Source organism: Alkaliphilus metalliredigens QYMF (assembly GCF_000016985.1).
GTDB lineage: Bacteria > Bacillota > Clostridia > Peptostreptococcales > Natronincolaceae > Alkaliphilus_A > Alkaliphilus_A metalliredigens.
Genome location: NC_009633.1, coordinates 3402397 through 3422953 on the forward strand (window position 1 = coordinate 3402397; position 20557 = coordinate 3422953).

The following is a 20557-nucleotide window of genomic DNA, read 5'->3' on the forward strand; positions in this document are numbered from 1 at the left end:
CTTCTAAAAACAAAACCGTACTTTTGTATCAGCACGGTTTTACATTTAGATTGATTATCTTGAACGCTTATTGTTACTTGAGGATTGATTGCCTCTAGTATTTTTATTTCCTTTATATCCGCTTTCTTTGTTATCTCCAGGTCTACCTTTATTATCTCCAGGTCTACCTTTATTATCTCCAGGTCTACCTTTATTATCTCCAGGTCTACCTTTATTATCTCCAGGTCTACCTTTATTATCTCCAGGTCTACCTTTATTATCTCCAGGTCTACCTTTGTTATCTCCAGGTCTACCTTTGTTATCCCCTGGTCTACCTTTGTTATCTCCAGGTCTGCCTTTGTTATCGCTAGGTCGATCTCTTTTATCTCCTGGTCTGCCTTTGTTGTCACTAGGTCGATCTCTTTTATCTCCTGGACGGCCCTTCTTGTCAGTAGGTCTATCCCTTTTATCTCCAGGTCTCCCCTTCTTATCTCCAGGTTTGCCTTTCTTATCTCCATATTTACCCTTTTTAAAGTCCTTAGACTTGTCATTACCTCGACCCTTGGGAGATTTCTTAGTATCTTGCTCTTCTTCATCCAGATCTATTTTTCCAGACTTACTTTTTTGTACATCTAAGTCCATCTTAATTACTTTTTCAATAATTTTCAGTTCATCACGATCCCTAGATGTCATAAATGTAATCGCCATCCCGGTTTCTCCAGCTCGACCTGTTCGACCGATTCGGTGAATATAGCTTTCACCATCCTGGGGAATATCATAGTTGAAAATATGGGTAACACCCTCTATATCTAATCCTCTGGCTGCAACATCCGTCGCTACTAAATACTGTATTTTTGATTTTTTAAAGGCCTTCATTACCTTTTCACGTTTAGCTTGTGTCAGATCTCCATGTAATTCATCTGAGTTGTATCCTAGATTGATCAAAGCCTCATTCAGTGCAATGGCCCGCCGTTTCGTACGACAGAAAATAATCGCCATAAAAGGATTGTATTCATCGAAAAGCTGACAAAGCAGGTCCTGCTTGCCTCGATCTGTTGTTTCAATGACCACTTGACGGATTTCATCTAGGGTCACTCGCTTACTTTGAACCTGTATTTGTACTGGATCCTTCATATACTGTTCTGCTAAGGTACGTACTTGGTTTGGCATTGTGGCTGAGAAAAACATATTTTGTCTTCGCTTTGGTATATGGGTCATAATATCTTCAACATCTCTTAAGAATCCCATATGTAGCATTTGATCTGCTTCATCTAAGACCAACATGGAAAGCTTTCCGAGGTTAATGGTTTTACGTCTCAAGTGATCTAATAGTCTTCCTGGGGTTCCAATAATGATATGGATGCTTCCCTTTAGCTTTCTCAGTTGTTGTTCTACATCTTGTCCACCATAGGCCGCTAAAATATTAATACCCTTTACTTCGGCTAGCTTTTTGGTTTCTGCTGTTATTTGAATTGCCAACTCCCGTGTCGGTGTAATAATGAGGGCCTGTATCGTTGGCTTTTCCACATTGACTCGCTCTAAAATTGGTAGAATAAAGGCTAATGTCTTCCCTGTTCCGGTTTGGGCTTGCGCCATCACGTCTCTCTGTGCTAACAGAGGTGGGATCGCCTGTAGCTGCACTGGTGTCGGTTCTGTAATGTCACTTTTATTCAATACATTTTCTATCTCTTCACTAATTCCTAGCTTTGCAAATTTATTTTTCATAATCATTACCTTTCTTTTTTACATATTTTCCATATGTATAATTGATTCATACATTCCATTATACTACATAATACCTCATTGATTGGTTTTTATTTCTATTTCATGAAATATATTAAACAAATGTGGTAAAATTCTACTGGTTTAGCCACAATAAAACAGTCTATTCTTTATATGTGCTTTTTTCAAGTTTTTTATTCGTTTTTCTTTAAAAACTACGCCATTAGAATTTTCCTTGTCATCATTTTCTTAATCGCTTCAATGCCTGATTTGACATTAATTTTCCTATATATTGTTCCCCTACTCTAAAACCGGCATGTGCCATGCATTCAGTTTTGTCAATATCAACTAAATTAATTTTTTCTACAATTTGTTCAAGTGTATTCCTTATTCGATGTTGTTATCAATTAACCCTTGAATATAATTGCAATCAATACTTGAGTTATACAAAATCATTAAAATTACTAATCTAATATATATAGCAAAGTCCAAGGTATGGCATCAGCTAAAAAATGTATGATTATCGCTGGTACAAGACCATTTTTATAATAAATATAGGCAAGTGTTCCTCCAAAAATACTTGCTTGTATATTAACGCCTCCATGTATTAATCCAAATATAAAAGAAGATATAATTATTCCCATTATGATAGATTTTTGTTTTGATTTAATTACCTTGGTGACTAAACATGTAACTAATGTAAAAACAAATAGCCTAAAAAGTATTTCTTCATATAATCCAGCCCTTAAGGAGAGCAAAACTATTTCTTTAAAATTTGAGAAGTTAAGCCAAGATACAGTTGATACATAATTCTGGTTGAAATAATATATTAGCGTATTGGGTATGATTATAACCAAACCTAGCATAATGAGAACGAAGAATTGTTTCTTAAATGATACACTCATATTTCTATACCACCATAAAGGAAATCCAACTTTTGATGCAAAATGTTTGCCTATAAAACCTACTATTACAATAATGATGATATCCGCAAGTATTTTCTCAAAAATGCCTTCATTAAGTTTGTCTTGAATGAATGATACCAATCCTATATTTATAATTGCAATACTAAATGCAATTACCAGGATGTCTGCTTTCAAAAATTTTTTTTTAATCTCCATATACATTTCCCCCATCAATACACTTCATGTCATCTGATCTATTTGTACCCACTATCTTTACTTTCCTTTACGACCTACCACTCCTCTTTGAAAATAGATACCACAGGAGCATAAAATTTATCGGTTTTCACATTAGCATAACGGAAGCCAAACCTATAGTAAACCGTGTAAGGCCATGGACATCACAAAAATGCCTCTAACCTCAATCCAGTAATATAGTTTTATCTCCTGTTAATCTGGTCTATACTTCTAGCTGATTCCCATCTAAATTGTTCAACACTTGACGTAGTATATGGTTTTAACAGACCAAGTACCTTTTCTCCTTTGAACGCTTGCAACGTCCTTAGCAGTTTCCATGTCATTAAGTCATCTTCTTGATATTTATGTAGAAGTCCAATGATATCATCTAAGGATGTTATATCATCATCATAATAAGAGATAAATCCAATTGCATCTATTGCTTCTAATACTTGCAAATAGTCGCCATCATACAAACAGCTTCTAAGTGGTCTTATCGCTGGTTTTCCTATCTTACACAAGGTCCTTGCAATTATATCTCTTGGCAAAGGATAATTATTCTTGTTAAATGGCTTACTGGGTAATGATGTATGCTGGTTATTTCCTACCTTGCCTAAATATTCAATTAATAATTTACTTGCTTTTTCACCGTGACTTCCTATGGATTCCGATAGTGCTATTTTTGTATATAGTTTTTTTTCAGTAACTAACTTAGCTATTAGAACTTTTACAACTTCTATATCCTTATATTCTACTAATAGCTTTGCAGCAATTGTTCTATCTGAAGCTATATCAGATTGCAATAGTTTTAATAATTGCACCTTTGTAAAAGGCCTATAACAGTTCAGCTCATCTTCTTCGATATATCCTCTTTTTCTTATTTGTTCTTCATTACTTTTCATAGACCCCACCCCTTCAAATCCGTTTTGAAAAACCCATAGAGACCTATGTACAACGCTTTTAAGAATATATAGTATCAATGATGCGAGCTTCCAATCAAGAGAAAATCATAGCTTAAATGGTTTGTTATAGGAAGTAGTGACATCTTTTATGAAGTATGCGAAATAAATGATTGAATATAATTTAGTTTAGTTTCTTTATCTTGTTTCCTGTAAATATCCCCATTAATGAGAAGATAACAAAACAAATATCTCTAATGGTCAGAGCATGGTAATAGTATACTCTGGGAATATATGTGAGTGACGCAATATGTTCTCCACCTGAATACATAATTCGAGCCAACTGTATTGTGCCCGTTGTAACAGACCATACAGTATTCCATTTTCCATAAAAGACGATAATGAAATGAAGCAATATAATTAAACTGTAAAACAACACTATTTCCCTATATTTAACTGGTTGCTGCTTTTTACCATACCTTCCGAAAAGAAAGAAAGAGGCTATAGAAAAAGATATATAGTGAGTCACAATGTTTGAGACTCGGGTAACCATTGTAGGACCCTGAACGGTTACTAAAAGCATCTTTAAAATCAAAGACAAAATACCAATTGTAAGATTAGCAATAAGAAAAGCCAAGGCATAATAAAATATAAAGACAAACCACCGCTTAAATAAAGTCATAATCAGACCTCCTTAAGGATATAGTTTCAAATTTTAAACAATATAGGTGAGTTAGTTTATATTTTTCTACAAGTGTGAATTAACAAAGCTCTTAAACTCCTCTTACATAATCCGTGGCAGGACGCCAAGGACGCGGCCCCCTGAGCCTCCGTATCATTCTGTGAGCTATATATGAATGATGTGTCATTTAAGCTATAGATTATGCTCATAACAGACATACTATTTTCTCTTGATTAACATTCCAATAAACATACCGATAAGAGGACAGATTGATAAACTGAGAGCAAATTTAACTATGTCATTTGATATGATAACAATAACCACACCTACCATTGCCCCTATGAGCGTACCTAAAAACATAAAGTTTCCTTTCGGAATCTTTTTATCAATCTTATCAGAAAAAATTGCCATGAAAATTGCGATAATAAATATCCACCAGTAATTTTCCATGAGGATTTTATCTCCATTTCATAAAAGCAAATTTTTATACTGCCAATTTCCCACAAGTGTGTACCGGCCACCAAAATCGTAATCCCCGCATGGACGCGCGGCCTTTGCGTACGATTTCAGATAACTCTTATATTCCTAACACATAGGGATAATATTCCCTATTTCTGTATCACAATTGATAGCTATTTTGTTAAAGCTTCTTACTTCAAGTGCTATAGTATAGTTGATATATTTTCTTCTACACCCTTCAATTAATAAATTGATTTGTCTTTTCCACAACTCCTTCCGCACAAATCTGGTTTTAATCCTATACCTGTTAACGGTCTCACATTTGCAACGCTCCTGAACCGGACCCGCAGTGATCTCCCCCTTTGGTGTAGCTCCGCTCCCGGTGAAGGGATGTGGTGCACTGACCTTTCCCTTGTCACGTGCTTCCAGCACCTTTATGCAAATGCATTGTTAGATGATGTTCAATAAATTGACCCTAACATTAAAATATATTTATTTCTAAAACCACTATGATATAATACTAATAACTAAACCTTTAAAGTGAGGTGCCTTATTATGAATATTAAAGTTACTGTCCTCGTTCAAAAAGAAGATAACTGGTATATTGCTAAATGTATTGAAAATGGTGTTGCTTCACAAGGTAAAACTATCGAAGAATCAATTAGTAATTTGCGAGAAGCCCTTGAACTGTATTATGAAGACACTACACCAGAAAATATTAATGTTCCTACTTTCTTGACTACCATGGAGATTAGGCTATAATGAGTTCTAAATATCCCGTATTATCACCTAATAAAATTATTAAAGCTTTAGAAAAAATTGATTTTCAGAAAGTTTCTCAAAAAGGAAGCCATGCAAAATATAAGAAGTTAGGCATTCCTACAAGAGTAGTGATTATACCTATGCATGATGAAATTGCAAAAGGGACCTTAAAAAGTATTTTAGAGCAAGCTGATATACAACTTGATGAATTCTTAAATCTTTTATAGTAACTCATTCTTAGGAATGAGTTTTTTCATACCTGTGAGATTATTGAATTTTATCTAACGTTCCTGCCATTCCCGACACTCACTGTTCCCTATAGCCCTACCCTAGGAGTGAGTCTGGTCTAACGTACTCCCCTGACCGCTCCCACCAGACCCTAGTAGGAATGGCTTGTTATAGGAAGTAGTGACATCTTTTATGAAGAATGTGAATTAAAGATTATATATATTTTGATAATGGGTCTCATCTGGGTTGTCAGGTAAGTTTTTTACATGTTGTAGATATTCTGACATCAATTTATCATCATCGTAAGGATAACAATAGGAAAATTGGTCTGCAATCTCTGTAGCTAATAATCTATATAATTTACATGCACAAAACAAAGACTTCCAAATGTCTTCATAGTTTCCAGTTGGAAAGGTATCCTTATATAAATTCCATAGGTTTTCATCAAGATATCTTTCAAGGTATTTACCCATTTTACCAGTTAAAACTTTAAAATCATGTTTCATCCCAATATACCAAGATGCAACAGTATCTAAATCGTTTCTAGCTATATTAAGCATTTTGATTGCATAAGGAAGTTCTCTTCTTTTAATTCCTTTTGCTACATTTTGAAGAATCCACCAAAAAGAATTACATGAGTTTTCAAAAGCTCTTTTCGTTGGTTTAGATACAAAATATACTTCAACCCCTGAGAATACTATGCTTTGTAATAATCCATCTTTATCAAGTAAAGTAATGCCAACTCTATCATTTTCAATAACAGTATCAATATTTTCAATTGAAGCGAAGGTTAAATCTATTCTATTACCATCTTTAAAAAGTATTTGATAGTTAAACCTGCCGTTATAGTCAGAGACTTCGTAGTCCTTATAAGAAGGCATTTCTAGCATAATTCTTTCTCCAAAAATATCAATCCATGAATGATTGCATGCAAAATATTCAAAGTCATTTACAAAATAAACTATATCATAATCCTGGAAACAATCTTTACTTGAAGGATTACCTACTCGTGAACCATTCATGACCACGGCACGAATGCGCTCATCTTCCTTTGCAGTATTTAGGATTCTGTCCATCATCTCTTTTTCCGTTCTCATTAATCAAACTCCTTTATTAATCAGTATTTAATTCGCCTTATCCTGTTATTATGTATTAGCCTTATCTTTCATAATAGATCAAAAAAAACAACCCCGATATCACTATTTCCGATAACGTCTCGCATTTGCGACGCCTTCGAACTGGACCCTAAAGGAATACCCCATAGCGGAGCTTCGCTCCCAGTGAGAAGGTGTGGTGCCTGACCCGTCCCTTGAAACGTGCTTCCAGCACCTTTATGCAAATGTATTGTTAGCAGATCGTTAAAGTGCTCTAATTCCTAGTAAGTATAATTCTTTTCAAGTTAATTCTTGTCAACAACTACATCTATACCTATAACTCCATATAGCTTGCTATCAATAACTATTTTTTTTGCAATAGTTATAATTTGTTCTCCAGTGGCAACATCTTCATAAATTTCTGAAATATATATTTCTTCTTTCATCGCTTGAATATACCAGGGCCGTGCTCGAACATCATAATCTTCTGGCATCTCTACAAAAGGATGTAAATAAAATTGACCTGTTTCCTTTGCAAGATAAATATACTTCATTACTAAATTACTATTATTTTCAAATGCATCTAGCACTTCACTTTCTGTCTGCTCCTCTATTATGTTTAGGTTTTCTATAAAATAATCTAACGATATTTCGATTTCTTTTACATCTATTGAAATATCGTAGTCTTCTTGCACAATTGTCTTTGTTTCAATCACCATATTTTCAAAGCCTATATCGAATGAAATCCCGCACCCACTTAGAAGTGTTGCAGTAAATATAACTGAAATAATTACAGAAACCATTTTTTTGTAAATCCTCATTCTATAACCCCCATATGATTAATGTCTGCGTCACGGTAGACGCGCCAGTTGCCTGACGCACCCCACAGTCGAGTAAACCAAGGGAGTTTCACCCCTAGCTTCTCACAGAACCGGACTTGAAAGTCTCCCCTCATCCGGCTCTTATCATTCAACTCATTACAACATTTCAATTACGACAATTCCAATGTGCAAATAAACTAGGTTCTCTTTTTCTAATTTCATCCAACCATTTTTCAGCCCTTCTTCTGTGTCCACGAAAGTTTTTGAATTTGCACATTGCCCACTTGACAATTCTTCTTTCAACACAATCTAAAGTATACTTAATAGCTGATGCATTATACTTTCCAAAGTAATTTATCCATCCTCTTACAATAGGATTAATCCATTGAGCTATCATATCAATTTTACAGCCAGTTTTCTTGTGAATTTTTAATGCTTTTATCTTAGCCCGAAACAATTTGTTTGCTTTCTTGCTAGCAGAAGCAATAAAATTAATTCCCATTTGCCCTGTTCTGTTTTTAATGAATGTCCCTTTAAATGTGTATCCTAGAAAATCGAATTCTACATTTGGATATTCGCTTTTCCTATCTTTGTCTTTACAATATACTATTCTAGTCTTTTGTGGATGCAGTTCCAGCTTACAAGATTTCATTCTTTCGTCCAAAACCTTTAGGATTTCCTCAGCCTCTTGCTCTGTTCTACAGTGTATTATTGCATCATCTGCGTAACGTTCGAACGGAGCATATGGAAAGCCTCTATCCATCCACTTGTCGAATGCATAATGCATAAACATATTTGCTAGCAATGGACTGATGACCCCACCTTGCGGTGTTCCAGTTGTTCTTGTAACCATTGTTCGGTCTTTTAAAGCAAACGGTGTTTTTAACCATCTTACAATATATAACTGAATCCACTTTTCTTTAACATGCTTTTTAACCACTTTCATCAATAACTCATGGTCTATATTGTCAAACAATCCTCGGATATCAAATTCTATAACAAAATCATATTTCCAACATCTTTTTCTTGCTTGACCTATTGCATCTATTGCAGACTTTTGTGGTCGGTATCCATATGAATCTTCATGGAACAATGGTTCAACTAATGGCTCAACATACATTTTTACTACCATTTGAGCAACTCTATCGGCTATCGTTGGCAGGGTCAGCACGAATTACACAAAAACTCAATCCCCTTTTAGGAAGTCTTACAATTACTCATCCATTTCATCCTTTATGTGGACAAAATTATGACATCCTTGAAGTAAAAAAATTCAACGGTTTGCAAAGATATTCTTTGCGTACGGATTCTGGTGTCATATGTATCCCTGAGTCTTGGACGGATCGGCAAATACACAAGCTGGATTCTCACATGACTCATTTTGATGCATTCACCCTAAAAGAATTAGCTCAACTTCTTCAAAGCTTAGAAGTATCCGTAAATCTTTTTGACAAATCTAAGCAAGAGGAATAAATCTTACTATGGCTACTAATGCTATTAATGAATTGAAAATACTTCCACCTTAGAGTTCAAAGAGGTACGTCACAAATACTACACTCGTTGTCCTCAATAAATACTGTGATTTGTAGAAAGGATGCTTATGATGTCTAGTTCAACATTAATAGCTTTAGTAGGGAATGATGTTTGTAGGGCAGACGAACTTGTTACTATTGTTGCAAATTTAGTTCGTTCTTGTCTGGCTGCAATGCATAAGGAGGAACAAGAACATAATGATATCAACATCGAAAGTGAGAGCAGAACACTTGAATCGAATGGCGATTGTTTATATCCGACAATCAACTTTGACCCAAGTTCGTTACAATCAAGAGAGCACCCAACGCCAATATGCACTTCAGGAGAAAGCTTTAAACCTTGGGTGGACCCAGGAACAAATTCAGATCATCGACGAAGACCTTGGAATTTCAGGTTCGGGGCGATCCCTTCGACAGGGATTTCAGCAACTCGTCGCACAAGTCTCTTTGGGTCAAGTTGGAGCCATTTTTGGTCTCGAGATTTCCCGACTAGCACGCTCTTGTGCAGATCTCCTGAGGCTTTTGGAACTCTGTGCGCTATTCAACACAATTGTAGTGGATGAAGACGGCATCTATGATCTTAGCGATTTTAACGACCGTCTCATTCTTGGATTCAAAGGGACAATGAGTGAAGCTGAACTGCATTTTCTTCGTTCCCGCATGCTCGGTGGGAAGAAGAATAAAGCTAAAAAGGGTACACTGCGTTTTCCGCTACCTGTAGGTTATGTCTACGATATTGATGGTCAAACAGCTCTAGATCCTGACGAAGAGGTCCAAATTGCTGTGCGCAATGTCTTCCACGCTTTTCAAGCCAGTGGCAGTGCTTATGGTGTCGTCAAGTTTTTTGCTAAAAACACGCTTCGTTTTCCTAAACGAGCTTATGGAGGCGCATGGGCTGGGAAACTTGTTTGGGGAACTCTTACCCACAGCCGAGTTCTCGGAATTTTGTATAATCCAAGCTATGCTGGAGCTTATGTATATGGGCGCTATCATGATCAGAAGAGTGTAGATCCTCAGGGGTTATTTATCCACCATACCATTCGTCTACCTATGGAACAATGGGAAGTCCTTATCCCTGATCATCATCCGGCCTATATTACATGGGAAAACTACGAAAAAAATCTCAAACAGCTGCAGAATAATCGTACCAATCTTGAGCGAAGTGGTCCAGCTCGAGAAGGTACTGCTCTACTTCAGGGTGTGGTGCTGTGTGGGAAATGTGGCCGGCGCATGACTGTTCGCTATACGGGCAATGGTGGTATTTATCCTGTATATGAATGTAAAGGAAGGTGGGAGCATGGTCTTCGAGCTACATGCACCACAGTTCCAGCTACAATAATCGATCAAGTTGTCACAACCAGGCTTATGCAAATCATTCAACCAGCAGAATTGGACCTTGCCCTTAAAGTCACGGATAAACTGTTAAAAGGAGAAGATGATGCCGATAAAGGATGGTCTTTGTCTTTGGAACGTGCAAAGTATGAAGCTAACCGTGCAGAACGCCAGTACCAGCAAGTAGAGCCTGAAAATCGTTTAGTTGCACGCAGCCTCGAAGCTCGATGGAACGAAAAACTTACAGAGTTAGCGCAAATTCAAGAGCAATATGCACAATACAAATCTCGTCAAAGTTGGCAACCTACTGAAGAAGATAAAGCTCAAATTCTTTCTTTGGCAAAAGAATTGCCTCGTATTTGGTATGCAGCTACTACTACAGCTAAAGATCGAAAACGTATATTGCGGATGCTCCTTGAAGATATCACTATATTTGCAGAAGCAAGACAATCTGATATTCGGCTGGGTCTACGATGGAGAAATCAATCTCATGAAGAAATTAATGCTACAAAACCTCTGCCGAAATCAATGGCTCGCAAACACACGCCAGAAACGGTAGAACTGGTCCGAAAATTATCTGATACAATGACTGACAGTCGAATTGCAGATTACTTCAACGAATCCGGCCACCATACACCAGAAGGAAAATTGTTTACAGTCGATTCCATCAAGTGGATTCGATATTCACACAAGATAAAAAGGCTTTCTATGCAACAGCAAGGGTTATCTGTAAAAGATGTAGCCGAACAATTCAATGTCGCACCTGGTGTCGTCTATTACTGGATTAAACATGGTATTTTAGAGGCAAAAAAATTCGCTCCAGGTTGGCCTTGGAATATTCAATTAGATAAACAAAAAGAAAAAGAATTGAGAGAATGGGTTCAAAAGTCGGGACACTTGTCAAAAATGACACAGGGTCTCTGAAGAACCTTTTCAAAACCAAAAACAGTCTTGGGAGGTGTGCAGTATGAATTCACCGTGGGTATACCGAGAGGTCGTTTTTCTTTCTTACCAAACTTCTCAATATATATTCTTTTAAGAGGGTTTGCATGGTACGAACTTACCTCAAGTTTTTGTATTGCTGTTGTCTTATCTCCATCGTTTTTCCATAACACACCATCAATTCCTGGTGTATTCTTACCTTTGTTTGTCACCACTCTTTTTATAGCTATTGCTTTTGCGTAGAATGAGTGAGTCAATAAATACTGTAGTCTTTTAATCAATCTCCATTTGTTCTCCAATGTTGCCTTTACAATCCTGATTTGTAGTCTATTAACGTATTCTTCTGCTTGATTCCAGTCTATTTGACTCCATTTCATTTTCATACGTCTACATTGTCCTCACTTTCGTGTCGTTGAACCTGATGCATTCATAGATTCCTTATCTTTCATGTAATCGATACGCACTGGAAGTCTGCCCTTTTTCAAGTGGGACAAATTTTGAATCCCTATCCTCAGCATTACACTAAGACTTTCGCTTTTTCCAGTATCCTCTACCTTCTGGGCATTGTACATCTCTTACGATTTGCCTACCTTTTCAGGAGCACATAAGGTTTACCTTGTTCCGCAATTAGAATAATTATGATGTGTTTAGATTCTGCCTATAAACCGGAGGTTCTCTGTCCTTCCCAACACAGTACCATAGTAATTACTGTGTCCCTGCCCTCGTACCATTTTGGTTAAGGTGTATCATTCACATTTCACCTTTTATCGCTGACGATTCTTACGGCAATTCACATTTGTTAACCATGCACATCTTTTCCTAGCAATAGAATAGTTGTGACTACTATTGTTTTCGCATTGTCCCGATTGCTTTACACCATTCATTACTTACTAGGCATTTATCGGTAGGAATACCACGGGATGGATGTGGTAGTACTCATGTACAATTCTAATTGCAACTTTCAAGTCGCACACTATGAGTTGATCCGAACCCTGTAGTGTCATTGACCGTCCTATTTTTCGGTTGGATGGGTCTACCAGCTTATGGCTGGAACCTACAGATCCTCCCAAGTTCCTGACATTTCTCTTCATACATGCCATGTTCTAGGACCCCGACAGACCCTCAAGAATCTCACCATTAGCGATTCTTTTGTATTGACTTCCGTGACGTTAAACACGTCGTCATCTGCATTTGTGTCTATTTCTAGAACTGCATTTTACGGGGCTGAATATGCTTCAGGGATTACGGTCTCCCCTATGGCCTATATGATTCTCTAGATAAAACAACTAAGTGATTCACACAAAATACTAGGTATTTTGGTTCTCTACTTATGTGTACGCTTCACCTTTGCCGTCGCCAGCATCGGCGCAACACTCGATACAGGTGGTTGGTTAGACCTTACCTGACAGGGACTTACACCCTGCAAGAGATGCCAAGCTTTGCTTGGCGCACTAACGGTCCAGGATTTGCGACGCCTTCGAACTGGACCTTAAAGGAATACCCTATAGCGGAGCTTCGCTCCCAGTGAGAAGGTGTGGTGCTCTGACCTTTCTCTTGACACTTGCTACCAGCACCTTTATGCAAATGCATTGTTAGTGGAAGTGACCTCGCCGCTCAGCAACAAATTACTGCTATTGCATTCTTAAATCTTTATCTATTGGAGAACCAGAAGTTATAATCATCAATTATAGTATAATTTGCTGAATTCTTCTCGCTTACTTCCAATTCACATAACGGAAAATGATACTTTCTACGACCTTTTCGAACCTCTACTATAATACCGTAAATATCAAATATTCCATCAATCCTTTTAACACTAACCATATCTCCAATATCAAAAGCTCCAGCGTCTTCATCTGTGTTGTTAATTATTGCATCAAAAGGGAAATCCAAATGTTCGTTTAGATATTCCTCCCACTTTTCTTCTACTTCCAATTCATTCTCCATGTTAACTCCTACCAAAATGCTCCCGATCCCTTTCTCTTGTTCGTCAAGTTCATTTCTTAAGGGCTCATTTCTTAAGACACTAGGAGTTGTGAACATACGTGCTGGATATTTAGCATTAATTTCTCTAACGGCATCATCTACATTACCCTCTGTATCCCTACCGCTAGCATGTTCGATATCATTAATACCTAAATACATTTCGCCCCACTCAAGATCTTCACGAATACTTTCTTCTATGAAGGAAGCTGGAATTTGTTTTAATGTTATGCTATCCCATTTAATTAAATAAATTGGCGTATCATCGTCCCCCACGAACTCCTCTATAATCCTACCTTGCCAATTTGCAATACAATACTCATCATTATCAGGGTCAAGTATCCCATTTTTCACTTTAACACATTCTCCCATTTTAAACCCTCTAAGTTCTTTTTTCATGTTGACCTCCCAACTTCATGTTTTTTTGTGAAAATAATATAAGTATTCCCATTAAAGTGTACCCCAAATAGATTTGATATTTTGCTTCTCATAGAATCAGAATAATAATCAATTACTACTAACATGTGCCTAAGGTCATTTCCACTAACGTTTTTAGGATTTGCGATGTTTGCTTAGACAAAAAAATCTCTATTTAACAAGACAACTGTGCGAATATTGCAAATCCTATGTTGAGCGAAGTGCAAGTACCACTTTCCTTACTCTATGGACTTTACTCTCTCAGTTCTCTTTTTAAATTGATGACTTTTTTGTTATCCTCTCAATATTTGGGCTTAACAACTCTCTCATTTTGTTTGTTTTTCTATTAGATTTATTTATTTTTCTTCTCTTTATCTTTTATGGCATCTTAAACAATTCCACCGAACAAATGGAATTGTTTTCTTTCTTAGGATGCTTTTTCAACTTTTATTGTTTCTAATCTATCTGATGGTTTGTAGTATGACATAATGCTTTCTTTACGTATCAGTTTTGTACCACATATTGGGCATTCTTCTGGATGCTTTTCTCCTTTTTTCTCGCAGTATTCTTGCCATGTTATCTTTTTTATAGTTTTTACTTTTTCTACTCCCAATAGCTCACGGCATTTATTTAGGCTTTTTTCTTTGCTGCTGGCATATATACCATAGTATCTTACTACTTTGGTTCCTGGTTTTGGGATATGTAATAAAAATCTTTGGATGAATTCTTCTGCTTTAAGCTTCATTGTTTTTTTCTTTGCTTTATTCTTTTCATCGGTTTCTTTGTTATCTTGATGTTTAAATATTACTTCACCATTTTTGATGCTTATTATTCTCTTGTTTGATATGCAGCCTCCTCTTATATAACGTCCTAGATAGGTTATTACTCCTTCTCCATGGGTATACCTCTCCATGATCCTTACATTCCAGTTCTTAGTTCTTAGTTTTTTTAGTAGATCATGAATTTCTAAATACTTCATTCCTTCTGGTCTTTTTATCTTGTTTTTGTGGGCTAATTTATGTAATTCATCTATGTATTTACCTCTAAATATTTCCATTAGCGTTTTGCATGGTACTAAATAGTCTTTGTTACTGTTTTTCCATTCTTCTGTATCTGTTAATCCTCCTCCTGTTATTAGACAATGGATGTGTGGATGTAGATATAGGGTTTGTCCCCATGTTTGTAAGGTTGCTATCATTCCTGGTGATGCACCTAGAAATGATGGATTCTTTAGCAATCCAAACAGGCTTTTTTTTACACTTTCAAAGAATATTTTGCTCATTATTTCTGTGTTTAATAGCCATAGCTCGTTTAGTTGGTGAGGTATGGTAAATACCACATGAAAATGATCTATGTCTAATAATCTAACTCTTTGTTTCTCTAACCACTCTTCTATTTGTATTCCTGAACACTGTGTACATGCTCTATGTTTGCAGGAATTATACCATATTCTTTGATAATGTTCTTCTGGACATGCTTGTACATGACCTCCTAATGCTGCTGTCCTGCATTTTTTAATCTTATTAGCTGCATCTCTTGCATGTTTAGGCAGTGTATGGGTCTTTTCATATTCTTTATAGTATTCTTGAAAGATTTCTTGAATTGCACCCATGGTCTCACCCTCCTGAATCAGTTTTTCTAAAGGTTTTTATGTTTTTTTCTATGCGAAGCATTTTGTTCAACGTTTCTGCCATTCCCGACACCTTCGAACTGGACCTCAAAGGAATCCCCCTTTAGCGGTGCTCGCACCCAGTGAGAAGGTGTGGTGCTGACCTCGCTACCTGACGGTGCATGCAGAGACGCTCTTCTTGACCGTGCTTCTTGCACCCTTGTGGGAATGGACATGTTAGATGATCGTTTTGTTATCTACCCTCATTACAAGCTAAACATAAAATTATTGGGAATTTTATTTTTATTGCATATAAAGTATTACAAATGTTATAATATATATGAGGTGATAGATTATGAAAACAACTAGACTGAGAAAAGTTGGAAATAGTTATGGTTTTACAATCCCTAAAGAACTCATGGATAAATATAATTTAAACGAAGGAGTTGAACTTAATATTATCGAGCAAAATGATGGTTTTGCTTTAACTCCCTATGATCCTGAATTTGACAAATGGGTTAATAGCTTTGATAAAACCAATAAAAAATATAAGAATACGTTGAAGGCACTATCAAAGTGAGTAATATAGTATTTATTCCAAAAGATATAATTCTATATTCCCATGATCAACTCATTCAACTTTATGGTGGTAGTTCAGGTATAAGAGACATAAAATTACTTGAATCTGCACTTGAACAACCTAAAGCAACCTTTGGTGGAACATACTTACATGATACAATATTTAAAATGGCTGCTACTTATGGTTTTCATTTATGCAATAACCACCCATTCATTGATGGCAATAAAAGGATATCATTAGTAGCAATGGATATTTTTCTTCAAAGGAACGGTTACGAAATAGTTGCTACCGAAAAAGAAACATATAAAACTATAATGCAGTTATCAACAGGAAATTTGTCTAAGGAACAACTAACTTCTTGGTTACTAGAGAATACTAAATCAGTATAGCTTCTTGTATTCGAGGGGTTTTTCTTTGAGCAAAATGTTATCTAACGTTTCTGTCATTCCCGACACTCACCACGCCCCAGAACTTTACCCTATAAGTGAGTGTGGTCTGTCATGCTCCCCTGACCGTTCCCATCAGACCCATAGTGGGAATGATCATGTTAGATGAAGTCCTACTCACTGTAAGTTTTAGAACTATTATTTCTTTAACCAATTTTTCTTTAATAAAGAAAACATTATTAGATCTTGATAAACATTTCGAAAAAATGCATACTCTTCTAGTAATCCTTCTTTCATGAATCCATGATTTATTAAGCTCCTTATTGAAGCTTCATTTTCAGGGTATACTACTGCTTCAATCCTATTTAAATCCATAATTTCATAACCATAATCTATAATTGCTTTTACAGCTTCTTTAATATACCCTTTTCTCCAAGCATCCTTAGATAATTCATAGCCTATCTCTGCTCTTGAGTGCCTTTTATTCCAGTTATGATAACCACAAGTCCCTATAATTTTATTTTCTTCTTTAAGCAAAATGCCCCATCTTATTCCCTTACCATTTTTAGAGTTTTCATCAAACATTGCGATTAAACTTTCAGCTTCTTCAATAGACTTCATTGGAAATCGTCCATAATCCTTCATGATTTCTTCATCGGCAAATATATGAAAAATTGATGCAGCGTCTTCAATCAGCATTTCCTTTAATATTAATCTATCGGTTTCTAATTTAGGAAAAACTAAATTATTATTGTCTGTCATTTTTATGAAAACTCCTTAAATTTTTTATTTTTGAATTCTATGTTTTAATTTTTTAAAGCAAATTTTATGCTTAATACTTCATAAAGATTTCATCTAACGGTCCGGCATTTGCAACGTCCCTGAACCGGACCCGCTTGACCCTTCTCCCTGGCGGAGCTTCGCTCCCGGTGAAGGGATGTGGTGCTCTGACCTTTCCTTTGAAACGTGCTGCCGGCACCTTTATGCAAATGTTTTGTTCTCCGTAGCTACACGCCCCGTAACTCAGAGGGCGACAGGACGTCGCCCCCTTTAACAAAGAACTTGCCCTATACTGCACATTATATAATTATTGCAACTTGACATAATACCTCAATATTCTTGTAACATACCATTCTATACGATATCTACTATTCCACTTATATTATTTAACGCTCCGTCAAACAATTCACGAACCATACAATATTCAGCATTTTTTGATTTGTCATCAATATGAAAAACATTATACTCATAAGAGGGCCTAAATCCAACTTTCTGATAAAAAGTTGGATCACCACATAGAAATACAGCTTTATAGCCCATTTTTTTTGCAATTTGAAAAGCCTTTTCCATCATAGAACGTGCGATTCCACGATTGAAATAATCAGGATACACGCATATTGGAGACAGTACCAGTTCGGTAATTTTTTTTTCAAATGAAGTAATCGTTGTTTTATATAAAACAATTTGTCCAACCAGTTTGCCGTCCTCATTCTCTGCAACCAATGAAAGTTCTGGAATAAATGTATCCTTTTTTCTTAATTCATTCAAATAATCCTGTTCTGTTCCGTCAGCATGAGGAGATGTTGCAAATGACTTTTTAACAAGTTTGTAAACTTCAGTATAATCAGCAGGTTGCTCTTGTCTTACTTTCATAAATGAAATACCCCCTATTATGTAAATGATCTTAACTACACACTATCTAAAAAAGGAATTTAACATAGCTATTTAATTCAACTCTCTCAACCCGCGGCAGGACACCGCGGTCTCAGCGTATGGTTTCGGAGAACGTCCTGTGGCTTAGCGATGTCGGACTTTCCCTAGAAACTCTCTTACCGATATCTGCTAAGCCTCTGTTATACGATGGGGTTTCCATCACAATTTATAGTAATAATCCCACATCATATTATCTGAATTTATCTTTTTGGTATATTCTTCATCAAGTTGCTCTTTATCAATCGATGAAAGTATATCTAAACAATGCAAATAAGTTTCCAAAGCATACCCAGTATATGCTGTAATAATATTAGGTGCAACTCCACTTCTTATCATCTCTATAATCCGAAACTTAGCTACTGATGCACTTTGCATAGTACCGAATAATTTTTTTAAAATGGCGAAGTATGCATTATTATTACCACATAATCTCACACCTTTACGGTTTACAAATAGATCATTTAACTCATTAGTATTACAGCTTGGCCTAACATTTTTTACATAATTATCCAATTGTGCACTTAACTTGTCTGGTAATCTCACCCAATAACCATTTACTTTAATCATTCCATATTTATAATTTTCATTAACTTTCAAACTATCTATCACACTGTTTTTGATAGCTGTCACAATAAGTAATTTTGTAATAATACCAGATAAGTATAATGAAAATTCACCATCGTATCCATTTTTATTTATATTTTTTATATTATAGTTTTCAATATATTCATCGCATTTGGCACATAATAAAACAAAAGCTTCTCTCGTCAATGGAGATTTTTGCTGTGACTTTTCTAGATTATATTTTTTTGCTAACTTATTTAATTCTTCTTTTAACTTATTTAGTTTATCTCGATTTTCAAAATTTTCATTTACAACCTTCATGTTATCTGCTATGTAATGAAAAAAATCTGTAAGTACAGTAAGATATCCATTTAGTGTAGTCTTGGTGTTTACGTTATAATTTTTCAAATAAAATTCCATACTTTTAACTATATTTTCTTTACTAAAACCCCTAAATAAATCTTTATAGTTTTTCTCACTTATCGAAAAATAAACATATGTAAACTCTTCAAATACTTCAAGCTTTCTCTCATACATCAGTTTTGAACTTTCATAAAAATTACTTTCTTTTTTTTGATTTAAGTAAATTTTAAAAACACTTAATTTCTTCATTATAAATACCCTCTCCATTCCCTGTCGTATAACGTTTCGAGGCTTAGCGATGTCGGACTTTCCTGCAAAACCCCTTTTACCGATGTTGATAAGCCTCTGTTAGCCGAATGTAACTGAGATACACCTTCTAAAATAATATTTCTATATTTGTAATTATAACATATATGTGATATAATGAGCTTATAAATCGAGGTGGTTAATTTGTATGAAATACATTACTACAGTGAAAAAAATAAATATCCCGTCTTTGAATTTATTTCTTCTCAATCACCTAAAGAACAAGCCAAAATATTAAGAGAAATTGATTTATTATCTGAATTCGGATTATCACTTGGGATGCCTCATATCAAAAAAATTCAAGGTATAGATGCTTTATGGGAACTAAGAATAAAGCATAGTAGTAATATATTTAGGATATTCTATTTCCATTTTGTTGAAGGAAAATTTGTTTTGCTTCATGCAATAAGAAAAACCACTACTAAAACACCTAAGAAAGAACTAAGTATCGCAGTTAAAAGAAGAAATCACTACTTGAAAGGAAGTGAGTAAAAATGAATCATGAAGAAGTTAAACATAAACTATTTCAATCCCCTGAAGTTAAAAGAGAATATGATGATTTAAAAGTCCTTTATGCTATAAAAAAGGAAATTATTCAATTGCGTTTAGCACAAGGTTTAAGCCAAAAGGAATTAGCTGAAAAAGTTGGAACAAAACAATCTGCTATATCACGTTTAGAAGGTGGAGAATATAATCCTAGCATTGAATTTTTAAGTAAAGTTGCTCATGCTCTAGGAAAAGAAATCCATATTAATTTTCATTAGCTAACAGTGGGTTTCCCACTGTTTTCCTTTTGATAGGTTATTTTGGCTAACTCTCATATTCCTAACACTTTGGTAATACTCCCAGAATTAAGGTGTTCCTGAACCTATTTCGCTAATACTCCCTATTCCTGTATAACCATTGATAGCTATTTTGTTAGAGCCTCTTACTTTCAAAAGCTATAGTATAGTTGATATATTTTCTTCTACACCCTTCAATTAATAAATTGATCTGTCTTTTCCACAACTCCTTCTGCACAAATCTGGTTTTAATCCTATACCTG

General features: G+C 35.5%; 22 protein-coding genes. 8 read left to right on the forward strand and 14 right to left on the reverse strand.

Going from position 1 to position 20557, the window contains the following annotated elements; translation table 11 throughout:
* Positions 1–54: 54 nt before the first annotated feature.
* From AMET_RS16455 to AMET_RS16475, 5 genes are all read right to left on the reverse strand, one after another.
* Positions 55–1710: a DEAD/DEAH box helicase gene (locus tag AMET_RS16455; protein ID WP_242661310.1), complete on the reverse strand. Its 1656-nt coding sequence runs from the start codon at positions 1708–1710 to the stop codon at positions 55–57.
* Positions 1711–2165: 455 nt separating this feature from the next.
* A complete protein-coding gene (locus AMET_RS16460) occupies positions 2166–2822 on the reverse strand; it encodes a CPBP family intramembrane glutamic endopeptidase (protein ID WP_041720950.1) in 657 nt (218 codons plus the stop codon).
* Between the two features lie 221 nt (positions 2823–3043).
* Positions 3044–3742, reverse strand: coding sequence for a HEAT repeat domain-containing protein (locus AMET_RS16465; protein WP_012064445.1), 699 nt, complete (start codon positions 3740–3742; stop codon positions 3044–3046).
* 181 nt (positions 3743–3923) lie between these two features.
* Positions 3924–4421: a hypothetical protein gene (locus AMET_RS16470; RefSeq protein ID WP_012064446.1), complete on the reverse strand. Its 498-nt coding sequence runs from the start codon at positions 4419–4421 to the stop codon at positions 3924–3926.
* A gap of 219 nt (positions 4422–4640) precedes the next feature.
* A complete protein-coding gene (locus AMET_RS16475; protein ID WP_012064447.1) occupies positions 4641–4871 on the reverse strand; it encodes a hypothetical protein in 231 nt (76 codons plus the stop codon).
* 564 nt (positions 4872–5435) lie between these two features.
* Between AMET_RS16475 and AMET_RS16480 the strand changes: the two genes are divergently transcribed.
* Together AMET_RS16480 and AMET_RS16485 are read left to right on the forward strand one after the other, a co-directional pair.
* The gene (locus AMET_RS16480; RefSeq protein ID WP_012064448.1) at positions 5436–5642 is read left to right on the forward strand and encodes a type II toxin-antitoxin system HicB family antitoxin; all 207 of its coding nucleotides are present in this window, start codon (positions 5436–5438) and stop codon (positions 5640–5642) included.
* Complete coding sequence (locus AMET_RS16485; protein ID WP_012064449.1) at positions 5642–5869, forward strand: type II toxin-antitoxin system HicA family toxin; 228 nt, start codon at positions 5642–5644, stop codon at positions 5867–5869. The genes AMET_RS16480 and AMET_RS16485 overlap by 1 nt, the downstream gene beginning before the upstream one ends.
* A 207-nt stretch (positions 5870–6076) precedes the next feature.
* Here the strand turns inward: AMET_RS16485 and AMET_RS16490 are convergent, their stop codons facing one another.
* The 3 genes from AMET_RS16490 to ltrA form a co-directional block, all read right to left on the reverse strand.
* Positions 6077–6967, reverse strand: coding sequence for an aminoglycoside 6-adenylyltransferase (locus AMET_RS16490; RefSeq protein WP_012064450.1), 891 nt, complete (start codon positions 6965–6967; stop codon positions 6077–6079).
* 302 nt (positions 6968–7269) lie between these two features.
* Positions 7270–7785 carry a cache domain-containing protein gene (locus tag AMET_RS16495; protein WP_012064451.1) on the reverse strand — a complete coding sequence of 172 codons (516 nt, stop codon included), beginning with the start codon at positions 7783–7785 and terminating at the stop codon, positions 7270–7272.
* Positions 7786–7951: 166 nt separating this feature from the next.
* Entirely contained in the window at positions 7952–8917 is a 966-nt protein-coding gene (gene ltrA / locus AMET_RS16500) for a group II intron reverse transcriptase/maturase (protein ID WP_157047278.1), read from the reverse strand.
* Between ltrA and AMET_RS25905 the strand changes: the two genes are divergently transcribed.
* Together AMET_RS25905 and AMET_RS16505 are read left to right on the forward strand one after the other, a co-directional pair.
* Complete coding sequence (locus tag AMET_RS25905; RefSeq protein WP_157047279.1) at positions 8890–9258, forward strand: DUF5372 family protein; 369 nt, start codon at positions 8890–8892, stop codon at positions 9256–9258. The two genes, ltrA and AMET_RS25905, sit on opposite strands and share 28 nt — an antisense overlap.
* A gap of 257 nt (positions 9259–9515) precedes the next feature.
* The gene (locus AMET_RS16505) at positions 9516–11573 is read left to right on the forward strand and encodes a recombinase family protein (RefSeq protein WP_012062311.1); all 2058 of its coding nucleotides are present in this window, start codon (positions 9516–9518) and stop codon (positions 11571–11573) included.
* Here AMET_RS16505 and AMET_RS16510 read toward each other — a convergent pair.
* The 3 genes from AMET_RS16510 to AMET_RS16520 all read right to left on the reverse strand — a co-directional run bounded on the left by AMET_RS16510 (position 11531) and on the right by AMET_RS16520 (position 15603).
* Positions 11531–11974 carry a reverse transcriptase N-terminal domain-containing protein gene (locus AMET_RS16510; protein WP_012062310.1) on the reverse strand — a complete coding sequence of 148 codons (444 nt, stop codon included), beginning with the start codon at positions 11972–11974 and terminating at the stop codon, positions 11531–11533. The two genes, AMET_RS16505 and AMET_RS16510, sit on opposite strands and share 43 nt — an antisense overlap.
* A gap of 1267 nt (positions 11975–13241) precedes the next feature.
* Positions 13242–13973 carry a calcium-binding protein gene (locus AMET_RS24480; protein WP_012064453.1) on the reverse strand — a complete coding sequence of 244 codons (732 nt, stop codon included), beginning with the start codon at positions 13971–13973 and terminating at the stop codon, positions 13242–13244.
* 445 nt (positions 13974–14418) lie between these two features.
* Positions 14419–15603 (reverse strand): IS91 family transposase, encoded by a 1185-nt coding sequence (locus tag AMET_RS16520; RefSeq protein WP_012064454.1) that lies wholly within the window; start codon positions 15601–15603, stop codon positions 14419–14421.
* Between the two features lie 352 nt (positions 15604–15955).
* Here AMET_RS16520 and AMET_RS16525 point away from each other — a divergent pair, with 352 nt between their 5' ends.
* Positions 15956–16180 (forward strand): AbrB/MazE/SpoVT family DNA-binding domain-containing protein, encoded by a 225-nt coding sequence (locus AMET_RS16525; protein WP_012064455.1) that lies wholly within the window; start codon positions 15956–15958, stop codon positions 16178–16180.
* Positions 16177–16569, forward strand: a complete 393-nt coding sequence (locus AMET_RS16530) for a type II toxin-antitoxin system death-on-curing family toxin (RefSeq protein ID WP_012064456.1) — start codon at positions 16177–16179, stop codon at positions 16567–16569. Before AMET_RS16525 ends, AMET_RS16530 begins: the two co-directional genes overlap by 4 nt.
* Positions 16570–16764: 195 nt before the next feature.
* Here the strand turns inward: AMET_RS16530 and AMET_RS16535 are convergent, their stop codons facing one another.
* The 3 genes from AMET_RS16535 to AMET_RS16545 all read right to left on the reverse strand — a co-directional run bounded on the left by AMET_RS16535 (position 16765) and on the right by AMET_RS16545 (position 19455).
* A complete protein-coding gene (locus tag AMET_RS16535; protein ID WP_012064457.1) occupies positions 16765–17328 on the reverse strand; it encodes a GNAT family N-acetyltransferase in 564 nt (187 codons plus the stop codon).
* Between the two features lie 372 nt (positions 17329–17700).
* Positions 17701–18219, reverse strand: a complete 519-nt coding sequence (locus AMET_RS16540; RefSeq protein ID WP_012064458.1) for a GNAT family N-acetyltransferase — start codon at positions 18217–18219, stop codon at positions 17701–17703.
* A 219-nt stretch (positions 18220–18438) separates the two neighbouring features.
* Positions 18439–19455 carry a hypothetical protein gene (locus AMET_RS16545; RefSeq protein ID WP_012064459.1) on the reverse strand — a complete coding sequence of 339 codons (1017 nt, stop codon included), beginning with the start codon at positions 19453–19455 and terminating at the stop codon, positions 18439–18441.
* Positions 19456–19647: 192 nt separating this feature from the next.
* On the opposite strand from AMET_RS16545, the gene AMET_RS16550 reads away from it, so the two are divergent.
* On the forward strand, positions 19648–20004 hold the full coding sequence (locus AMET_RS16550) for a type II toxin-antitoxin system RelE/ParE family toxin (RefSeq protein ID WP_012064460.1): 357 nt from the start codon (positions 19648–19650) through the stop codon (positions 20002–20004).
* A gap of 2 nt (positions 20005–20006) precedes the next feature.
* On the forward strand, positions 20007–20276 hold the full coding sequence (locus tag AMET_RS16555) for a helix-turn-helix transcriptional regulator (RefSeq protein WP_012064461.1): 270 nt from the start codon (positions 20007–20009) through the stop codon (positions 20274–20276).
* The last annotated feature ends 281 nt before the right edge of the window (positions 20277–20557 follow it).

Excerpts from the sequence above, each read along its gene's own strand:
- AMET_RS16475 (WP_012064447.1), bottom strand. The coding sequence starts at position 4,871 with ATGGAAAATTACTGGTGGATATTTATTATCGCAATTTTCATGGCAATT.
- AMET_RS16545 (WP_012064459.1), bottom strand. The coding sequence starts at position 19,455 with ATGAAGAAATTAAGTGTTTTTAAAATTTACTTAAATCAAAAAAAAGAA.
- AMET_RS16460 (WP_041720950.1), bottom strand. The coding sequence starts at position 2,822 with ATGGAGATTAAAAAAAAATTTTTGAAAGCAGACATCCTGGTAATTGCA.
- AMET_RS25905 (WP_157047279.1), top strand. The coding sequence starts at position 8,890 with ATGGCTCAACATACATTTTTACTACCATTTGAGCAACTCTATCGGCTA.
- AMET_RS16540 (WP_012064458.1), bottom strand. The coding sequence starts at position 18,219 with ATGAAAGTAAGACAAGAGCAACCTGCTGATTATACTGAAGTTTACAAA.
- AMET_RS16520 (WP_012064454.1), bottom strand. The coding sequence starts at position 15,603 with ATGGGTGCAATTCAAGAAATCTTTCAAGAATACTATAAAGAATATGAA.
- AMET_RS16490 (WP_012064450.1), bottom strand. The coding sequence starts at position 6,967 with ATGAGAACGGAAAAAGAGATGATGGACAGAATCCTAAATACTGCAAAG.
- AMET_RS16505 (WP_012062311.1), top strand. The coding sequence starts at position 9,516 with ATGATATCAACATCGAAAGTGAGAGCAGAACACTTGAATCGAATGGCG.
- AMET_RS16465 (WP_012064445.1), bottom strand. The coding sequence starts at position 3,742 with ATGAAAAGTAATGAAGAACAAATAAGAAAAAGAGGATATATCGAAGAA.
- AMET_RS16535 (WP_012064457.1), bottom strand. The coding sequence starts at position 17,328 with ATGACAGACAATAATAATTTAGTTTTTCCTAAATTAGAAACCGATAGA.
- AMET_RS16455 (WP_242661310.1), bottom strand. The coding sequence starts at position 1,710 with ATGATTATGAAAAATAAATTTGCAAAGCTAGGAATTAGTGAAGAGATA.
- AMET_RS16510 (WP_012062310.1), bottom strand. The coding sequence starts at position 11,974 with ATGAAAATGAAATGGAGTCAAATAGACTGGAATCAAGCAGAAGAATAC.
- AMET_RS24480 (WP_012064453.1), bottom strand. The coding sequence starts at position 13,973 with ATGAAAAAAGAACTTAGAGGGTTTAAAATGGGAGAATGTGTTAAAGTG.
- AMET_RS16525 (WP_012064455.1), top strand. The coding sequence starts at position 15,956 with ATGAAAACAACTAGACTGAGAAAAGTTGGAAATAGTTATGGTTTTACA.
- AMET_RS16555 (WP_012064461.1), top strand. The coding sequence starts at position 20,007 with ATGAATCATGAAGAAGTTAAACATAAACTATTTCAATCCCCTGAAGTT.
- AMET_RS16485 (WP_012064449.1), top strand. The coding sequence starts at position 5,642 with ATGAGTTCTAAATATCCCGTATTATCACCTAATAAAATTATTAAAGCT.
- AMET_RS16480 (WP_012064448.1), top strand. The coding sequence starts at position 5,436 with ATGAATATTAAAGTTACTGTCCTCGTTCAAAAAGAAGATAACTGGTAT.
- AMET_RS16495 (WP_012064451.1), bottom strand. The coding sequence starts at position 7,785 with ATGAGGATTTACAAAAAAATGGTTTCTGTAATTATTTCAGTTATATTT.
- AMET_RS16470 (WP_012064446.1), bottom strand. The coding sequence starts at position 4,421 with ATGACTTTATTTAAGCGGTGGTTTGTCTTTATATTTTATTATGCCTTG.
- ltrA (WP_157047278.1), bottom strand. The coding sequence starts at position 8,917 with ATGGTAGTAAAAATGTATGTTGAGCCATTAGTTGAACCATTGTTCCAT.